The organism is Enterococcus pallens ATCC BAA-351 (assembly GCF_000407485.1).
In the GTDB taxonomy this organism is placed as follows: domain Bacteria; phylum Bacillota; class Bacilli; order Lactobacillales; family Enterococcaceae; genus Enterococcus_A; species Enterococcus_A pallens.
Window position 1 is genome coordinate 27618 of record NZ_ASWD01000002.1, and the last position, 17893, is coordinate 45510.

The window sequence follows — 17893 nt, forward strand, 5'->3', positions numbered from 1 at the left end:
TCTATAATTTACTTTTATTATAAGGTAATCTTCACTAGAAAACTAGTCATAATCCTAGTCATTAAGCGGATGTGCGTCGGTTAATTCCAAAACCGCTTTTCTTACAGCCTCTAAACGACTTTCATCGCCTTTTGAACGCAAGGTTTCGACAATTAGTTCAGCGACTTTTCTTGTATCTTCTTCTTTAAACCCACGACTAGTAATAGCTGGTGTACCGATTCGAATACCGCTTGTTTGGAACGGACTCTTCGTTTCAAAAGGAATAGAATTTTTATTGACTGTAATATGAACAGAATCCAATAAATGTTCTGCCTCTTTACCCGTCATCTCAAACTCAGTAACATCAACTAAAATAAGATGATTATCACTTCCGCCGGAAATGACACGGCTTTCTGGTGCTTGGTTGAAAACCTTCACCATAGCCTGAATATTATCTAACACTTGTTGTGAGTAGTCTTTAAAATCATCAGACATTGCCTCTTTTAAAGCGATTGCTTTAGCAGCAATTATATGTTCTAATGGTCCCCCTTGAGTTCCTGGGAAAACAGCACTATTGATTTTTTTAGCCAAATCTTCATCATTGGTTAAAATTAATCCACCTCTTGGTCCGCGCAACGTTTTGTGAGTAGTTGTTGTTACAATGTCAGCGTAAGGAACGGGACTTGGATGTAATCCTGCAGCCACTAGCCCAGCAATATGAGCCATATCCACCATTAGTTTTGCTCCTACTTCGTCAGCAATCTCACGGAAGCGTGCAAAATCAATGGTGCGACTGTAAGCACTAGCACCGGCAATAATCAATTTAGGTTGATGCTTACGTGCTAGGATACGTACAACTTCATAATCAATTACTTCGGTTGCTGGATCGACACCATAAGCCACAAAGTGATAAGTCTTTCCGCTAAAGTTTACAGGAGAACCATGAGTTAAATGTCCACCAGCTGCCAAGTCCATTCCTAAAACAGTATCGCCGGCTTCAATTAATGAAAGGTACGCCGCTTGGTTGGCCTGAGAACCAGAATGGGGTTGAACATTAGCAAATTTCGCACCAAACAGCTCTTTAGCCCGATCAATCGCTAAATTTTCAACAATATCAACGAATTCACAGCCTCCATAATATCGTCGTCCTGGATACCCTTCTGCATACTTATTGGTTAAAATACTCCCTTGTGCTGCACGAACTGCTCCAGAAACAATATTTTCTGAAGCAATCAACTCCAAGTTGTTTTGTTGCCGCTGCGTTTCTTTCTCTATGGCTTCCCATACATCGGGATCTAATGCTTGATAATTCAAATACATCCTCACCTTTCCTGATTGTTGTATCTAGTATACGAAAAGATTGACATATAATCGAATGTTTTGGCTAATTTTTTTTAAAATATTTTTGGGCGGCGGCTTTTTTCAGCCGATTCATATAGGCTGCACCTAATTCATTTTCTCTAAACACCTGAGCCAAAATCACGTCACTACGCCCAGCTTCATCCAATGAGCGTAAGCCGCTGTATAAACCGCGAGTAGCTGATTCTATAGAATCATCTGCAAAAATATAATAGTCTGCTGCCTGATATTTCTCTGTAATTGACGGTCCAGCTAATAGTGCAACACGTTTGTACTTTTGTTCAGCCCATTCAACTGCCTGATCCCAATCCTCGTCTCTGACCATGACAACAGGAGTGTCTGGTGCATAATGTTTATATTTCATCCCTGGAGCTTTAGGAGATTCACTTTCCTTTACTAAATGCTTGTCTAGGAAAACTTCTACTTGCAGAACTTCCTCTAACTTTTCCTTAGTTACGGCACCTGGACGTAAAATAACAGGTTCGTCTCCACTTAAATCTAATACTGTCGATTCCACGCCAATTTGTGTTGCTCCATCATCTAAAATACCAGCTATTTTTCCTTTTAAATCATGATAAACATGTGCTGCAGTCGTAGGACTTGGTTTGCCAGAAGTATTTGCACTAGGCCCTACCAACGGAGCGGCCGTCTTGCGAATCAATTCAATAGTTATTTTATTATCTGGCATTCGAAAGGCAGCTGTGGATAAACCGCCTGTTACAACAGGACTTAAGCTGTTCTTTTTAATTGGAAAAATCAAGGTAAGTGGACCTGGCCAGAAGTGCTGAATAATTTTTTCAGTCAGTGGATGATAGTTGTCCACAAATACTTTTGTCATTTCAAAATCTGCGACATGAACAATTAACGGGTTATCGCTAGGACGTCCTTTAACCTGAAATACTCGCTTGACTGATTCGGGTAAAAGTGCATCAGCTCCTAATCCATAGACCGTTTCGGTAGGAAAGGCTACCAACTCCCCATCTCTCAACAGTTTAGCTGCATAGTCCAATTGCTCTGCTTGGAATATTTTCGTTTCCACAGTTTATCCACAGCTCCTTTTTTCTAATTTCTCGTTCTATCAAATGTTTCTTAACGGCTATCCACGGACTGTGGATATTGATTTTGTCAAGTGTGCATAACCTTGTTGATAACTTTTAAACAGCTCTATCACTTGATAAATCAATGTTCTTTTATAAATTCATCGGTTCAAAAAAATTTTATCCACACTAATTTTATCTACGAAACAACAATCATACGGTCATTGCCAGATAAATCTTTTTTTACTTCAACATATTTGTCAGGAAAAGCAGTCTCCATTATCTCTTTAACTAGTGAACCTTGTTTAAAACCAATCTCCAATAATACCATTCCGTCTGGCTTTAAGCAGTTTGGAGCTTCTTCAGCAATCTTTTGATATATAGCCAATCCATCGTTTTCAGCAAATAAAGCTTTTTTAGGCTCATAGGTTCGAACACTCTCATCCATTAACATCCATTCAGAATGACTAATATAAGGCGGATTACTAATAATAATATCTTGCGGCTCACTGATAGTTGATAAAACATCACCCAAATAAAATGAAACACTTGCTTTTAGATTGCTAGCATTTTCTTCAGCAACCTTCAGCGTTTCTTCTGCGATGTCGACAGCTTGAACCTGCCAATCAGGACGTGCTAATTTCAAACTAATCGCAATTGCTCCTGTTCCTGTTCCTATGTCTACAACTTTTAAACACTGCCGCTGTTGATTTTTTTCTAAACAAAGCATAACTAGCTCTTCGGTTTCTGGACGAGGAATCAGAGTATCCTTCGTCACTTTAAAGCGATGACCTAAAAAATCACTGTAACCTAAAATATATTGAGCTGGGATGTATTTAAGAAGCTGCTGAGTATCTGCTTGAATGCACTTCTCTTCTTCAACCGTGATTGCTTCACGCATATGTAAAAGCCACTGGGTCTTGTCCCAGCCCTTACGTTCTAGAAATAGGTATTCAATTGCATAGCCTTCTAGACCTGCTTCTTCTAAAAAAGAAGAAGCCCTTGAAAGGACTTCTACGTAGGTTTTAACCATTTTGCATCTCTTCCAGTTTCTTCGTTTGATCATACATAATCAAGGCATCGATAATTTCGTCCAGCTTACCAGTTAAAATTTGATCTAATTTCTGGATCGTTAAACCAATTCGATGATCGGTTACGCGATTTTGCGGAAAATTATAGGTACGGATACGTTCAGAACGATCTCCTGTCCCAACCGCTGATTTACGACTTGCATCATATTCAGACTGAGCTTCTTGCGAAATCTTATCGTATACTCGTGCTCTTAAGACTTTCATCGCTTTCTCACGATTTTTCAACTGTGAACGTTCGTCCTGCATTGCGACTACTACACCTGTGGGAATATGGGTCAGACGTACAGCTGAAGCAGTCTTATTAACGTGCTGTCCACCAGCTCCAGAAGCATGATAAATATCTGTACGAATATCTTTTTCATCAATATCAATTTCAACTTCTTCTGCTTCAGGCATAACAACAACAGTTGCGGTAGAAGTATGAATTCGTCCTTGTGATTCCGTTGAAGGCACACGTTGTACTCGATGAGCTCCACTTTCGTATTTTAATTTCGAAAATACATTGTCTCCGGTAATCATCATGATTACTTCTTTGTAGCCACCGATACCCGTAACATTGGCATCCATGACTTCCGTTTTCCAACCTTGTGCTTCAGCATAACGCTGGTACATATTAAATAGGTCACCAGCAAATAGTGCTGCTTCATCGCCACCAGCTGCCCCACGAATTTCCATGATAATGTTTTTGTCATCATTCGGATCTTTGGGCAGTAGTAAAATTTTGATTTCTTCTTCTAAAACTTCTTTTTCTTTTTTTAATTCTGACAATTCTTCTTTTGCCATTTCAGCCATGTCAGCTTCCAGATTTTCACCTAGTAATTCCTCAGCTTCGCTGATTCCCTCAATTACTTTTTTGTAACGACGGTAGGTTTCAACGGTTTCACGGATACTTGCCTCTTCTTTAGAAAGCTTCATAAACCGTTGTGTATCAGTAATAACCTCCGGATCACTTAGTAATTCACCTAGCTCTTCATAACGATCTTCAATACTTTGTAACTGATCGTACATTTATTCATCCTCCTTAATTTCCGGGTGCAGATAATGGTTGCGGCAAACTGGATAGTAAGCCTCATTGCCGCCAATCTGCACTTGATCACCTTCGTAAACTGGTTTGCCATCAATAAAATGCAGGTTCATTGTGGCCTTTTTGTGACAAAACCAGCAAATCGTTTTTAATTCTTCTAATTTATCTGCATACAACAGTAGATATTTCGATCCTTCGAATAATTCATTTCGAAAATCATTTTTCAACCCAAAAGCCATCACTGGTATGCCCAATTCATCAACAACTTGGGCAAATTCCAAAACATGATGCTTTTGTAAAAATTGTGATTCATCAACTAAAACACAATATGGTTTATAGTCTAATCCTTTAACGTATTGATAAACATTCGTGTCAGCAAAAATCGGAGTTGCTGGACGCTTTAAGCCAATTCGACTAGCGATCATGCCAACACCATCTCTAGTATCCAAACCACTAGTCATTAATACAACTGGTTTATTTTGTTCCTCATAATTATGAGCAACCTTTAAAATTTCTATGGTCTTTCCGCTGTTCATTGCGCCATATTTAAAAAAAAGCTGTGCCATCTCTATTCACCTTTCACTACATTCCTATCGTATTATAGCTGAAAAGCAGTATTTTTTACAGTCATAATTTCTATTCTCTGCTGATTCTCTAAAGAAGAAGGAAATTCTTTGTAATTTTTGATATTTCCGTAAAGAAATTGCCCCGGCAACTAAGAACTGAGGAATTCTTCTTTCTTCTATTTGCAAGCATGATATACTAGTGATAATTATTGATAGAAGGAGTCTATTGTCCCTATGAATTTTTCCCGTCGACTGAACTTCGTGAAGCGAAGTTTGCGTAGATTGGACAATCGGTTCTCATCGATCCAAATTATCGTTTTCTACTATTTGATCATGACACTGTTGTCTTTACTTCTTTTTTATTTACCAGTTTTTCGTCAACAAGATTCCCATGTTCCTTTTTTGGATATGGTTTTCATGGCTATTTCAACCGTTTCAGTTACTGGCTTAACTACTTTTGATATTAATTCGGTCTTTAATGAGGCTGGAGTTGTCATGTTGGAGATATTGTTTCACGTTGGCGGCTTAGGGATTATGATGATCAGTACCTTCTTTTTTATTGTCTCTAAACGAAGGATTACCTTGAAGCAGCGACAATTGATTATGACTGACATGAATCAGCCACGTTTAAGTGGAGTTGTTTTACTGATCAAAATCACCTTAACTATGCTGTTATGTACAGAATTAGTTTTCGGTACCATTTTTTCAATCTATTTTTACATGATGGGCTATTATTCGAAAATTGGTGAAGCGATCTTTTATGGTTTTTATCAATCAATTTCAGCAGTGACTAATTCTGGATTTGATGTCACGGGAAACTCAATTATTCCGTTGGCCAACGACCACTTATTTTTGATCGTCATTATGTTCTTGATTTTTATTGGCGGAATTGGTTTTCCAGTGTTGATGGATTTCTATGGCTGGATTATGCATCGTCGGTCTACTTCAAAAATACCTTTTCGTTTCAGTTTGTTCTCTAAAATTGCTCTTTTGGCTTTTGTTGTTTTGTTTGTGGGCGGAACTATTATCATTTGGCTGCTGGAAAAAAATCATAGCTTTCATCAACTATCCTTTGGTGATCAATGGTTAAATTCTGCCTTTTATTCCATGACTACGCGAAATGCTGGTTTGCAGATTCATGATTTGAATCAATTTCAAAATACTACTCTCATCATTTTCTCTATGTTGATGTTTATTGGGGCATCCCCCAGCTCAGTTGGGGGTGGAATTCGAACGACAACGGTTGCTATTATTGGTCTTTATCTATACTCTTTTTTGAAAAATGAAGAAGATATCAATATTTTCAATCGACGAATCCCACAAAATGATGTTCGTAAGTCTGTAGTTGTTTTTATGCTTTCTATGGGCATGTGCTTTTTTAGTATCCTGTTTTTAACAGCAACAGAAGAACACTCCTTGATTTCTATCATTGTAGAGGTAACTTCAGCCTTTGGAACAACCGGACTGTCTTTAGGCATTACCGATGATTTGTCTGCCACTGGCAAGATTATGATTGCCATACTTATGTTCATCGGGCGAATTGGAATGCTTTATACGTTGCTGCTATTTGTTCCAAAAGAAACTCGTGACTTAGGGTATGAATACCCTGAAGAAAAAATTATTATTGGGTAGGAGTTCAGCTCCTGCCTTTTTTGCAGAAAACTTAAGAATAAGAAAAGCTGTTTAAACTTTTTTTTCAAGTATGATAAGATAAACTAAATTTGTTCAAAGACATGGAGGATGTACTATGGGGTTACGAAGTCATCTGGCAATTGCAGCCGGCAAGACCTCCCAATGGGTATTAAAAACTTTTTTTAAAGGCGGCTCAAGTTATCCTGGTCAATTGGCCTTAAAGCTTGATCCTCATATTCTAGATACACTGGCAAAAGATTATAGTGTTGTTGTCGTAACTGGAACTAATGGAAAAACCTTAACAACGGCATTAACTGTTAATATCTTGAAACAAGAATTTGATCAAGTGTTAACCAATCCTACAGGTGCCAACATGGCTCAAGGAATTGTCTCTACCTTCCTGCAGGCCAACGGAAAAAAAGGATCAAAGAAATTTGCAGTCCTTGAAATTGATGAAGCTAGTTTAAGTAAAGTAACCGAGTATATTAAACCCGAACTATTTTTGTTCACCAATATTTTTCGTGATCAAATGGATCGTTATGGAGAAATTTATACAACCTACAAAATGATTGTTGAAGGAGCGGCTAAATCTCCTAATGCACCGATCATTTGTAACGGTGATTCTCCTATCTTTAATTCTCTAGATACGGTAAATCCGAGAAAATATTACGGATTTGATCATTTGCCTGATCAAGAACAAGAAGCTCACTATAATACTGATGGACTGTTATGTCCTAGATGTCAGCACATTTTACGCTATCAAATGATCACCTATGCAAACTTAGGGAAATACTTCTGTCCAAACTGCGGCTTCCATCGGCCGGAGTTAGATTACAAATTAACCAAAATGCTAGATATGGACAATACCTCTTCAAATTTTGTCATTGATGGTCAGGAATACAAAATTGAAGTTGGTGGGATGTATAATGTTTACAATGCTTTAGCAGCAACTGCAGTAGCAGAACATTTTAATGTCTCTCCTGAAAAGATTCGGCAAGGTTTAGGGTACGATGAAAAAGTATTTGGCCGTCAAGAAGAATTTACAATTGGCGATAAGAAATGTACTTTGGTCTTAGTAAAAAACCCAGTTGGCTTGAATCAAGTTATTGATATGATCGGATTAGCTCCTTATCCCTTCTCCTTAGTTTCTCTATTAAATGCTAATTATGCCGATGGAATTGACGTCAGTTGGATTTGGGATGGGAATCATGAAGCTTTTGCCAACATGGAAATTCCTGCTGTTATTGCCGGTGGCGATCGTCACACAGATATGGCACTTCGCTTGAAGGTGGCAGGTATCCCACCAGAGCACTTGTCAGAAAAAGAGAGTCTCTCAGATGTAATTGAAGCAATTAAAACTGTTCCAACTGAGCACGTTTATATTTTGGCTACTTATACGGCTGTATTGCAGCTGCGTAAAGAATTAGCGCAAAAAGGCTATATTGATGGAGGAATGGATCGTGGCTAACTATCAATTAACAATGGCACATTTATACGGAAATCTGTTAAATACTTATGGTGATAACGGCAATCTGTTGATGTTTCAATATTATGCTAAACAAATGGGTATTGAATTAACTACAGAAATTATCAGCATCCATCAAGACTTTGATCCGCAAAAATATGATCTAGTTTTTATCGGCGGTGGTCAAGACTATGAACAGGTAATTGTTTCTAAAGACATTCAAGATAAAAAAGAAGCACTTACCGAATATATCGAAAACGATGGGGTTATTTTAGCTGTTTGTGGTGGGTATCAGTTATTGGGCCACTATTATATCGGTGCAAACGGTGAAAAAATTAATGGTATTGGGGCACTGGATCACTATACCTTGAGTCAAGATAACAATCGCTTTATTGGCGACATTATTATTCACAACGAAGAGTTTAATGAAACATATTACGGTTTCGAAAATCACAATGGTCGAACCTTCCTTGGTGAAGGTGAACGACCTTTAGGCAAGGTTGTTCAAGGACAAGGTAATAATGGTGAAGATGAAGGAGAAGGAGTCATTTATAAAAATGTTTATGGTACCTACTTCCATGGACCAATTCTTTCCCGCAACAAAGCTTTAGCACTAAGACTTTTACACACCGCACTAAAAAATAAGTACGGCGAAGAAGTTGAGCTTCCAGAACTTCCAGCAGAATAAGAAAACAGCTTGATCCGTGTGAATTGTGGATCAAGCTGCTTTGTTTTATTTTCCTGGGGTAGAAGCGATGATCTTCATTTCACCTTCTAGTGACCACATTTGAATATCAGACGGAAGAATACAGCTAGTTCCCGGCTGAAGTTCATAGGATTGACCATCGACAACCAGGTTTCCATAGCCTTCTACTACAGTCATTAATGTGTATAAGCCTTGTTTTGTCACGGAAAGCAAACCAGAAACATCCCATTCATATACATTGAAAAAGTCAGTTTCTAGATAATTTATAATTGATGACTCACCATGTTTCGTTTCTTTTACTTCTAATTCAGGACTGATTGCAGGAACTGTTGTTACATCAATAGATTGCTGAATATGCAGTTCACGTTTTTTTCCATGATCATCTTTCCGATCATAGTCATATACACGATAAGTTGTATCTGAGCTTTGCTGAGTTTCTAAAATCATAATACCACGACCGATTGCATGAATCGTTCCACTTGGTACATAGAAAAAATCGCCTTTTTTCACTGGTACTCGTCGCAATAAACGTTCCCACTCGCCAGCTTTAATCCACTCAGCTAGTTCTTCTCGCGTTTTAGCATTGTGACCGTACACAATTTCCGCACCTGGTTTAGCATCAATGATATACCAGCATTCAGTTTTACCTAATTCACCTTCATGTTTCAGGCCATAAGTATCATCTGGATGAACTTGAACAGACAAATCATCTTCTGCATCCAAAATTTTGGTCAGCAAAGGAAAAACATCACCTGATGCATTGCCAAATAATTCTCGGTGTTCTGCCCACAGCTTGTCTAACTGCCAACCTTTAAAAGGACCATTTTCTACAACGCTTACTCCATGGGGATGACCACTGATCGCCCAATCCTCACCAATACTGTCGTTTGGCAAATCAAATCCGAAAACCGTATGAAGCTGATTGCCTCCCCAAATTTTTTCTTGAAACACTGGTTTTAAAAATAATGGTTCCACGTCGATAACTCCTCTATTTTTGATATAGTGCTGCACGTTCCGCTAAATAAGTTGCTAAAATATCATCACGCTGACGCAAGTACTCACTTCGATAGTCTTGCGGATGTACCCGGTTAGATAAAAAGAGAAATGCTGACTGTTTCATCGGATCAACAAGCATAAATGTTCCAGTATAGCCGGTATGAAAAAGTAATGTCTCCTGATCCATAGAGCTAACTTTTAAGTCCCAGCCGATACTGCGCTCTCCTTTTCCAGAAGGTGTTCGATCAGACAATAAAAAGTTGATTGTACTCTCGTGCAAGTAAATCTTACCGTTAACCCTACCAAAATTCAAATACATTTGAGTAAATTTTTTCAAATCTTGCATATTTGTAAACAATCCGGCATTTCCTGCATGCTTTGCTAAAACTCTAGCCTTAGGATCGTGGGTAATTCCTTGAAGTATTTGGCCATTAGTCAATTTTTCAGTTGGAACAAAACGATCATCAATAACCTTTGGCAAAAAACAGCTGTTAGTCATTTCTAAAGGCTGTAACACTTCTTCACGAAAAATGTCGACTACATCTTTTTGGTACCAATGCTCTAGCAGAAAACCAAGTAATATTGTTCCTGCATCTGTATATTTCACTTGCTTTCCTAACAATTCTCCCGATTTCAATATTAAATAAGCGGATCGTAATTCCTGCGCATTTAATTTATCTCGATTGGGAATGTAGGTTTGAATATCTGACGTATGGGTCAGCAAATGTCTCAAGGTAATATGCGAGTCTTGAAAATTTGGCAATAAGGTCTGTAAAGGTTGATCCCAATCAAACTTCCCTCTTTCCCAAAGCCTTAGCATAACAGTAGTTGTACAAATTACCTTCGTCAAGGAAGCCACATCAAAGATCGCATTCTCTTGCATTGGCCGTTGCACAGGCTCAATTTGTGCTAGTCCAATTACTGAAGTCTGTTCTTGTTCTCCCTCGATAAAAGTATATACTGCTCCGGGAAAAACACCTTGATTCATTTTTTCTTTAAGCTTCTTAGTCGTTTTAGGAAACATTCTTTTCTCCTATCAAAAAAACCGCGTTCTCACGCGGCAATCTCTTACTATTTTAAAACAAACCACCATTCGATGCCAACTGAGTCGTAGATGGTAATCAACGATTGTTTTTGATCGACAAAAAATTCTTTGTTGTTTTCATTTAAATGATCAATTAGTGCCAACAAATCCTCTTTCGTAACAATAAATTGCAAAAAATCTAAGCCTAATACTTTATCTGTAGGCTTATCAATTGTTCCACCACTGGCTTGCGATAGACCTACATGGAAATCTCCCCGGTTTAAAATTCTTAGATGTCCAGACTCCTCTTGAACCTTCAAGCCTAAAATCTCAGATAAAAAATCTTCCTCTTTTGCTAAATCGCTTACGTTTAAATGAACCCGACCAAAATAGGACTGATGAATTTTTTCTTTTTGCGTTGATTTAGCTGCTAAAGAATCTACATTGAAAGTATTCGCTTCTTCAGTTGAACTGTTTTCGTCTGGTGCGTAAAAAACTTCAATTTCATTGCCTTCTGGATCAACTAGTAAAATACCTTTTTCTTTTTCTGTTTTCAGAGCACTGTTAATTTGGTAATCATTTTTTTGTGCACGATATACAACGTTTGCCAATTCTTCTTCATTGGGAACTGCCAATGAAAAACGCTGCATTTTTTTAATTTCTCCCTTGTGATCCTCTGCTCGCGGGCTTTCTTCCAGCCATAGTAATTCAGTCATTGGCTCTTTATAACCTAAAATTGCTAATTCATTTTCTTCTCGCAACAAATGAAATCCTATGATATCTCGATAAAAATGAATCATCAAATCACGATCTTTCACTCGAACCGCAATCGTTTTAAGTGCGAGATTACCCAAATTGAATTTCCCCATCTTATTTAATCCCTCCATATTCATCCTAATTTTACCCATAGCACGTAAATACCGCAAGTGATAGCCTCCCTAAAGAGAAGTATTCCTTAAAATGTTCGGTTTTACGCTCATTCAGCCTTCCATCTTAGAAAACTAATTGTTTTACAAAACAAAGTGGATCCATTTCTACCTAAATAAAGTTTCCCAGCAACTCGCTCACTGAACAGTTTTATAGTCATAGTGTTATACCAAGTAGTTCTCTTAATTTAGAATCTTTTAACACCAAAATATCCTCACTGCGGTCAAACTGAACATAATCAAATTCCAGCTCAATTAGAAGAGCCGTTTCAAAAACCTACATCCTCTCAAAAAATTAAACTGACTATTCAATTTTTTTGTTGAATATTATGTACCATGAGACATCATTTTACCAAGAAAAAAAGCTGCTTACTCTTATAAAGAGAAAGCAACCCTAAGTCAAAGCAACAAGCGCGAACATTTTTCCACTCTTGTTTTTTTGTTATTTAGTATAAAGGACCATGTCTTTTGATCGATTAATTTCAGTAACAATGTTCTGTGCGAGTGATTTCATCGTTTTATAAGGCATACTGCTGCGGCTGATATAGTTAGGAATCAGCCAGATATCTCTAGTTACCTCATTTCCCTCTATGAAAGTAATCGCAACCTTAATACATCCTAATGTTTGCTGCTTTTTCTTAACAATTTTTTCGATTTTATCTTCCACCAGCTGACACTCCTTAATCGCTGAAAATGAGTAAATTTCAGGTTTCAGTGCTTCTTTTGTGTATTTTTTATGGTGCGGAAGACACAGCTGCTTTTGCTGATCATCAAACAGAACCAGTTGGTTGATTCTGCGAGAAATTTCAAAAGGTTCTGCTTGCTGCTTTTTATCAAAATTTTTTAACAGGTCGTACAATTCTGCTCTGGTTTTTGTCTTAATGGTTTGAGTAAAGTTTAAGCTCACTTTTTCATAGCAGTGCTTGCAGACATAACCATCTGCACACTTAAATTTAATAAAACGTAAAGAACGATTACAAATCAGACATTCTCCCATTTTCAGCACCTCCTGCAGATAGAAACATTTGGACTAACTTTATATATCTTTGATAACAATCCTCATAGCTCTTACATAGTAATTGCTTTGGGTAAACCATTTGGTATTCATTATCGGGAAAGGAAAAACTTCCCTCTACGCCAATAATTGCTAAAATCGCTGCCCCATGAACAGCTTCTTGGGAGGAGACTATTCGCTTAATTGGGTAACCTAATACGTTGCAGATGATCTTAATCCACAGTTCACTTTGAGCACCGCCGCCGACTATCGTAAAATATTCTGGCTGCTGTTTATTTCGCATAGCTTCAAATAGCTGTCGAATACCGAAAGCCACCCCTTCTAATACAGCTAAATACATTTCTTCCCGAGTCGTTTCCAAGCCTAAACCAACAAAAGCCCCACGCAACATAGGATTTGCAAATAACGTCTTCTCTCCATTCATATGTGGGAAAAATTGCACATCATTTTTTCCTAAAAGATTATCGTCAATCTGTTTTTGTTCTTTTGAGTACTCAGTAGTATGTAAAATCTTCTCCATCCACCAGCTGTTTACTTTGGCCCCTGCCTGAACAGTTCCTTGTGTGATAATAGCGTTGTCCGTTTCCGTAATTTTCGCAACAACATTTTTTCCTTTTGGTTTTAAGCAATGCGTTTGATCAGGAATGACTACCACACCTGATGTTCCTAAAGAAATTAACGGCTGATTCTCCTCAAAGCTGCGTGAAACTAAAGCTGCCGCTACATTATCTCCTGTACCGGCTATTACAGGTATTTTCGTATCAATCTCAAGTATTTCACATACATTAGGGGTTAAACACCCCACAATCGTTGATGCAGGTTTTATTTCTGGAAATAATTGTGGGTCAAAATCAAATAGCTGCTGCACCTCTTTTGACCAAGTGTCTGTATATAGATTATACATAGAGGAAGTTGAGGCATCACAATAATCAGTGGTATAAGTTCCTGTAAGCTTCAGCTTTACATAATCCTTCGCAATTAAAATTTTAGCAATTTGATTATATTTTTCTGGTTCATTTTCTTTTACCCATAATAAACTGGCTAAGGGACTTCCAGGCGAAACCACTTGCGACAGATGAGCTGTTTGTTCTTTTTTTTGCAGTTGCTGCTTTATCATCGGAATAGCTTCCTTTGTCCGATTGTCATTCCACAATATAGCTGGTCGAACAGACTCTCCCTGCTGATCAACAAAAACTATAGTATGCATCTGCCCCGTAATCCCAATTCCTGCAATCTTTTTAGCAGGAATGTGCTGGAGCAGCTCTTTTAGCCCCTCCAACACGATGTCAACCCAGGTATCTGGGTTGATTTCCGTCCACCCTTTGCAAGGTGTGCGGTAGTTATAGGCGTACTGCATCTCATACACCGCTTCTAGTTGTTGAGTGACTGCAGATATCTTTATAGCTGTCGTACCAATATCCAAGCCAACATAGATCGGCTGCTTCATCGCTCTCCCTGCTTTCTTTAATCAAAGGTAATCATTGTTTTTAATGTTTCAGGTTTTAAAGCATACTCAAATGCATTGGCTGCTTGAGTATAATCAAATGTTTTATCTAAAAGAGGTGTAAGATCAATTAAGCCTTTGGCTATCAGTTGAATCGAGCGATAGAACGTTCGAATAGTCGGACTGACTGTACCTGTTATCACTTTTTCATAGGAATGAACTGCTCCCATGTTAGTTGGAACAGGCTCATTCGGATGAAGAGAACTAAACATAAATGTTTGTCCACCTGTTGCCGTAAACTCCATTGCCTGCTGTGCAATCCCTGGCAAAGCAGTCGTATTAAAGACAACGTCCGCACCACGACCTTCTGTTTGTTCTTTGATGTATCCAACAGCATCCTTCTGTGTTGGATCAAAGGTCACATCGGCACCTACTTTTTCAGCAAGCAGCCGACGTTCTGTATTTGGTTCGCTGACCAAAACTCGAGCTCCTTTTAATTTTGCCAGCATTACATGCATCAGGCCCATCACGCCCCCGCCGATTATCAGAACATCTTGTCCAAATAAAATATCTGCTCGCTCAACACTATTCACCACGCAAGCCAAGGGCTCAGTAAAAGCACTATGTGTATATGGCACTTCTTTCGGATACTTATACAAATCCCAACTCTTTACCGCAATATATTGAGCCATTCCGAAGAAACCTGACAGTCCAGCTGGGTTTTGAAAAGTTGAAGAAGAGGCAACCTCCGTACACAAGTTTTCACGACCAATTTTACAGTAATGACATTCACCACAAGCTGGAATGATGTATTTTACAACATGATCCCCCAATTTAAAGTGGTTTGGATTTACTTCAGAACCTACCTCTACCACTTCACCACTAAATTCATGTCCGCCAACTCGGGGGAACGAGTAAACCGTGTCCCCCAAATAATCACGAATATCATTAGTGCATAAGCCATTAGCTCGAACCTTCATTAGCACTTCATCTTTTTCAATTACCGGAGTCGGCAATTCTTGAATTTCTAATTGCTTCACTCCCACTTCTACAATTGCTTTCATGATAGAATCTCCTGTCTAGCCTAAAATTCCTAAGAAACCTGCCGCAATACCGACAACTACAATTAGACCGATAACCTTCAAGGAAGACCAGCCGCGTTTCATTAACCAATAAATCAACATAGTAAAGGCAAAAGGCAAAATATTTGGCATAACTGCATCTAGAAACTGTTCCTGAACCTTAAAGGTCGTAGTTGAGCTGGCGATTTCTAAAGCCACATGCATTTTAACATAGCTTGAAATCAAACCACCCATTACCATACAACCCATGATTTCAGCTCCACGTAATACTTTGTTTAGGATACCTTTTTCTAGAAAATCCATCACCGCATCAGCCCCGGCTCGATACCCGAACATGAAATTGGCATAACTCATTCCCCAGGCAATTGCAATGATAGCTACTGCGTAAATGATGGAGCCCCAAATAGTCCCTTTAAGCGTCAAATCAATCGTGATTGCCAATAAAATTGGAATAAGAACCCCTTGGAAAATAGTATCTCCAATTCCTGATAATGGTCCCATTAATGAAGTTTTCAAGCTGGTGATAAACTCACTAGGAATTTCTACACCTTTGGCTTTTTGTTCTTCCAAAGCAATGATCATCCCGATAATACAAGAACCAAATTCAATATGGACATTGAAAAACTCAATTTCCCGCTTCATCATTTCTTTTTTCTTTTCTGGATCGTCATTGTGAAGTCGTTTGGAAATTGGAACAAACACATGAGCGACTGCTTGCCCCATCATCCGTTCATAGTTGTAGCAGGTTTGCGGCAGGTTCTCCCAAATCAGCCAAGAGCGGAATAGATCTTTTTTGCGAATCAAGCTTCCTTCAACCTCTTTACTCATAGATTTCTTCCTCCTCTGAATCAGATTTATGACTAGTTGCTTGTACATAAATTAAAGCCGACAATCCAGCAATTACACCTAGCGGCAATAAATCGAGTCCTGAATACGTCGCTAAAATAAAGCCTAAAAATAAGAAGACGCGTGCTTCACCTTTAAAAATATACTGTAAGGTAATCGCTACCCCCAAAGCAGGCATCATTCCACCGATTACAGTGAAGATGGTCAATGCTGTTCCACTTAAAGCTTCAATAAAACCAGATATATAGCTGGCACCAAAGTAAGCAGCTAAACCGCAGGGAATAATGGTCATTAGAGCAGTCATCAATTGTGGAAAGAGCACATTTGCTCGCCAAATCTTGTGGTATTCACCCTTTTCAATATAATTATCTGCAACGTGTACAAAAACCGAACCAAAAGTCATTCGACCATACCAGACGATTGTTCCCAGCAAACCGATCGGAACAGCTACTGATAGTGCCGTTTCCGCATCTAAACCACCAGTAATAGCAAATGCTGTTCCCAAAATCCCAGCAAGAGCCATATCTGCTGGCATTGAGCCGCCAGCCGAGATAAATCCTAAATAAACCAAATTAATCGAAGCGCCTGTCATTGCACCTGTCAAAGGATCCCCTAAAATAATTCCAGTTACCAGCCCACAAACTAATGGACGCTGCAGTGACCATAAACCAACAAACGGCAGATTCCCAATCGCTAAAAAGTAAACTACCCCACAAAGAAATGCTTGAAAGATGGACATACTTATTTCCTCCTTTTCTATAATTACAATAAGTTCGTAATTTCGATAAGTCGTTGTTCTGGTACCAATTGATAAAACACATGAACTCCCTTATCCACCATTTGACGAATTGCGTTTATTTCCTCCTCGTCACAGGCCACGTTTTTAATAAACGGTTTCCGTTCATCACGAATCCCCATACCACCCAAGTTAACCTGTGGCAGCTCAATTCCTCCTTCAACTAATTTGGCATACGTAATTGGTGTCTTCGTTAATAACAAAATCCGCTCCTTTTCGTTATAAGGTTTTTTCAGCTCAGCAATGCCTTCTTCCACTGTGAAGGCATCAACTCTTACCTTTGTAGGAGCCAAAGCTTTCAAAATTCTCTTTTGAAATGGGTCACTAGCCACTACATCATCAATAATGACAATGTGATTGATACTGTACGAGGGTGTCCATGCCGTTACTACCTCCCCATGAATTAAGCGATCGTCCACTCTTGCAAAAACAATATTTTTCATTTTTTCTCTCTCCTCTTTTTGGATGTTCTCAAGAATCTGCTAACTACTCCTCTAAGTTCTGTTCCAAATAATTATTTACATCAATGACTGTCTTTGGCGCCTGGTGCAAAAGCTTTACAGCAATTTCTTCGGCTGTAAATTCTTCATTCATTCTAGCCATAAACGCTTCTAAAACTATCGGCAGGTTCATTCCTGTAATGTGACGAATTGGAAAGACCCCCATCAACGAAACCACCGCATTAAAAGGACTGCCGCTAAACAAATCGGTAAAGCAAATAATATCCTCTCCACCGCCGAAATCTTCAATAGCTTCCTTAACCTGAGCCGCTAAGCCGCCAATGTCATCTTTAGGATAGAGCCCAAAAGCTCTCACATCTGTTTGCTCACCAACAATCATTTGAGCACTGCCCAAGATACTTTTTGCTAAATCACCATGGGATACAAAAATGTATTTCATGTATT

General features: G+C 38.6%; 18 protein-coding genes. 3 read left to right on the plus strand and 15 right to left on the minus strand.

Annotated features, from left to right (window positions below):
- Window positions 1–54 precede the first annotated feature (54 nt).
- The 5 genes from glyA to I588_RS06835 all read right to left on the minus strand — a co-directional run bounded on the left by glyA (window position 55) and on the right by I588_RS06835 (window position 5056).
- Window positions 55–1293, minus strand: coding sequence for a serine hydroxymethyltransferase (gene glyA, locus I588_RS06815; protein ID WP_034692592.1), 1239 nt, complete (start codon window positions 1291–1293; stop codon window positions 55–57).
- A gap of 70 nt (window positions 1294–1363) precedes the next feature.
- Window positions 1364–2377: an L-threonylcarbamoyladenylate synthase gene (locus I588_RS06820; protein WP_010755787.1), complete on the minus strand. Its 1014-nt coding sequence runs from the start codon at window positions 2375–2377 to the stop codon at window positions 1364–1366.
- 197 nt (window positions 2378–2574) lie between these two features.
- Entirely contained in the window at window positions 2575–3408 is an 834-nt protein-coding gene (prmC, locus tag I588_RS06825; protein ID WP_010755786.1) for a peptide chain release factor N(5)-glutamine methyltransferase, read from the minus strand.
- Complete coding sequence (gene prfA, locus I588_RS06830; RefSeq protein WP_010755785.1) at window positions 3401–4474, minus strand: peptide chain release factor 1; 1074 nt, start codon at window positions 4472–4474, stop codon at window positions 3401–3403. Before prfA ends, prmC begins: the two co-directional genes overlap by 8 nt.
- Complete coding sequence (locus tag I588_RS06835) at window positions 4475–5056, minus strand: thymidine kinase (protein ID WP_010755784.1); 582 nt, start codon at window positions 5054–5056, stop codon at window positions 4475–4477.
- A gap of 234 nt (window positions 5057–5290) precedes the next feature.
- Here I588_RS06835 and I588_RS06840 point away from each other — a divergent pair, with 234 nt between their 5' ends.
- The 3 genes from I588_RS06840 to I588_RS06850 all read left to right on the plus strand — a co-directional run bounded on the left by I588_RS06840 (window position 5291) and on the right by I588_RS06850 (window position 8841).
- Window positions 5291–6688 carry a TrkH family potassium uptake protein gene (locus I588_RS06840; RefSeq protein ID WP_010755783.1) on the plus strand — a complete coding sequence of 466 codons (1398 nt, stop codon included), beginning with the start codon at window positions 5291–5293 and terminating at the stop codon, window positions 6686–6688.
- A gap of 115 nt (window positions 6689–6803) precedes the next feature.
- Window positions 6804–8156, plus strand: a complete 1353-nt coding sequence (locus I588_RS06845; protein ID WP_010755782.1) for a Mur ligase family protein — start codon at window positions 6804–6806, stop codon at window positions 8154–8156.
- A complete protein-coding gene (locus I588_RS06850) occupies window positions 8149–8841 on the plus strand; it encodes a type 1 glutamine amidotransferase (RefSeq protein WP_010755781.1) in 693 nt (230 codons plus the stop codon). Before I588_RS06845 ends, I588_RS06850 begins: the two co-directional genes overlap by 8 nt.
- A 45-nt stretch (window positions 8842–8886) precedes the next feature.
- On the opposite strand, the gene manA is transcribed toward I588_RS06850, so the two are convergent.
- The 10 genes from manA to I588_RS06900 form a co-directional block, all read right to left on the minus strand.
- Window positions 8887–9834, minus strand: coding sequence for a mannose-6-phosphate isomerase, class I (manA, locus tag I588_RS06855; RefSeq protein ID WP_010755780.1), 948 nt, complete (start codon window positions 9832–9834; stop codon window positions 8887–8889).
- A 13-nt stretch (window positions 9835–9847) separates the two neighbouring features.
- Window positions 9848–10879, minus strand: a complete 1032-nt coding sequence (locus I588_RS06860) for a serine hydrolase domain-containing protein (RefSeq protein WP_010755779.1) — start codon at window positions 10877–10879, stop codon at window positions 9848–9850.
- Between the two features lie 47 nt (window positions 10880–10926).
- On the minus strand, window positions 10927–11748 hold the full coding sequence (locus tag I588_RS06865; protein ID WP_010755778.1) for a VOC family protein: 822 nt from the start codon (window positions 11746–11748) through the stop codon (window positions 10927–10929).
- A gap of 499 nt (window positions 11749–12247) precedes the next feature.
- Window positions 12248–12802 carry a DUF4428 domain-containing protein gene (locus tag I588_RS06870; RefSeq protein WP_010755777.1) on the minus strand — a complete coding sequence of 185 codons (555 nt, stop codon included), beginning with the start codon at window positions 12800–12802 and terminating at the stop codon, window positions 12248–12250.
- Complete coding sequence (locus I588_RS06875; RefSeq protein ID WP_010755776.1) at window positions 12780–14267, minus strand: xylulokinase; 1488 nt, start codon at window positions 14265–14267, stop codon at window positions 12780–12782. The genes I588_RS06870 and I588_RS06875 overlap by 23 nt, the downstream gene beginning before the upstream one ends.
- 17 nt (window positions 14268–14284) lie before the next feature.
- Window positions 14285–15328: a zinc-dependent alcohol dehydrogenase gene (locus tag I588_RS06880; protein WP_010755775.1), complete on the minus strand. Its 1044-nt coding sequence runs from the start codon at window positions 15326–15328 to the stop codon at window positions 14285–14287.
- 15 nt (window positions 15329–15343) lie between these two features.
- Window positions 15344–16174, minus strand: coding sequence for a PTS system mannose/fructose/sorbose family transporter subunit IID (locus I588_RS06885; protein ID WP_010755774.1), 831 nt, complete (start codon window positions 16172–16174; stop codon window positions 15344–15346).
- Entirely contained in the window at window positions 16167–16931 is a 765-nt protein-coding gene (locus tag I588_RS06890) for a PTS mannose/fructose/sorbose/N-acetylgalactosamine transporter subunit IIC (RefSeq protein ID WP_010755773.1), read from the minus strand. The genes I588_RS06885 and I588_RS06890 overlap by 8 nt, the downstream gene beginning before the upstream one ends.
- A gap of 23 nt (window positions 16932–16954) precedes the next feature.
- Complete coding sequence (locus tag I588_RS06895; protein ID WP_010755772.1) at window positions 16955–17431, minus strand: PTS sugar transporter subunit IIB; 477 nt, start codon at window positions 17429–17431, stop codon at window positions 16955–16957.
- Window positions 17432–17474: 43 nt separating this feature from the next.
- Window positions 17475–17888, minus strand: a complete 414-nt coding sequence (locus I588_RS06900; RefSeq protein WP_010755771.1) for a PTS sugar transporter subunit IIA — start codon at window positions 17886–17888, stop codon at window positions 17475–17477.
- Window positions 17889–17893 lie beyond the last annotated feature (5 nt).

Bases quoted from the DNA above. Each gene is read 5' to 3' on its own strand.
- prmC (WP_010755786.1), bottom strand. From the start codon at position 3,408: ATGGTTAAAACCTACGTAGAAGTCCTTTCAAGGGCTTCTTCTTTTTTA.
- prfA (WP_010755785.1), bottom strand. From the start codon at position 4,474: ATGTACGATCAGTTACAAAGTATTGAAGATCGTTATGAAGAGCTAGGT.
- I588_RS06835 (WP_010755784.1), bottom strand. From the start codon at position 5,056: ATGGCACAGCTTTTTTTTAAATATGGCGCAATGAACAGCGGAAAGACC.
- I588_RS06840 (WP_010755783.1), top strand. From the start codon at position 5,291: ATGAATTTTTCCCGTCGACTGAACTTCGTGAAGCGAAGTTTGCGTAGA.
- I588_RS06845 (WP_010755782.1), top strand. From the start codon at position 6,804: ATGGGGTTACGAAGTCATCTGGCAATTGCAGCCGGCAAGACCTCCCAA.
- I588_RS06860 (WP_010755779.1), bottom strand. From the start codon at position 10,879: ATGTTTCCTAAAACGACTAAGAAGCTTAAAGAAAAAATGAATCAAGGT.
- I588_RS06865 (WP_010755778.1), bottom strand. From the start codon at position 11,748: ATGGGGAAATTCAATTTGGGTAATCTCGCACTTAAAACGATTGCGGTT.
- I588_RS06870 (WP_010755777.1), bottom strand. From the start codon at position 12,802: ATGGGAGAATGTCTGATTTGTAATCGTTCTTTACGTTTTATTAAATTT.
- I588_RS06875 (WP_010755776.1), bottom strand. From the start codon at position 14,267: ATGAAGCAGCCGATCTATGTTGGCTTGGATATTGGTACGACAGCTATA.
- I588_RS06880 (WP_010755775.1), bottom strand. From the start codon at position 15,328: ATGAAAGCAATTGTAGAAGTGGGAGTGAAGCAATTAGAAATTCAAGAA.
- I588_RS06885 (WP_010755774.1), bottom strand. From the start codon at position 16,174: ATGAGTAAAGAGGTTGAAGGAAGCTTGATTCGCAAAAAAGATCTATTC.
- I588_RS06890 (WP_010755773.1), bottom strand. From the start codon at position 16,931: ATGTCCATCTTTCAAGCATTTCTTTGTGGGGTAGTTTACTTTTTAGCG.
- I588_RS06895 (WP_010755772.1), bottom strand. From the start codon at position 17,431: ATGAAAAATATTGTTTTTGCAAGAGTGGACGATCGCTTAATTCATGGG.
- I588_RS06900 (WP_010755771.1), bottom strand. From the start codon at position 17,888: ATGAAATACATTTTTGTATCCCATGGTGATTTAGCAAAAAGTATCTTG.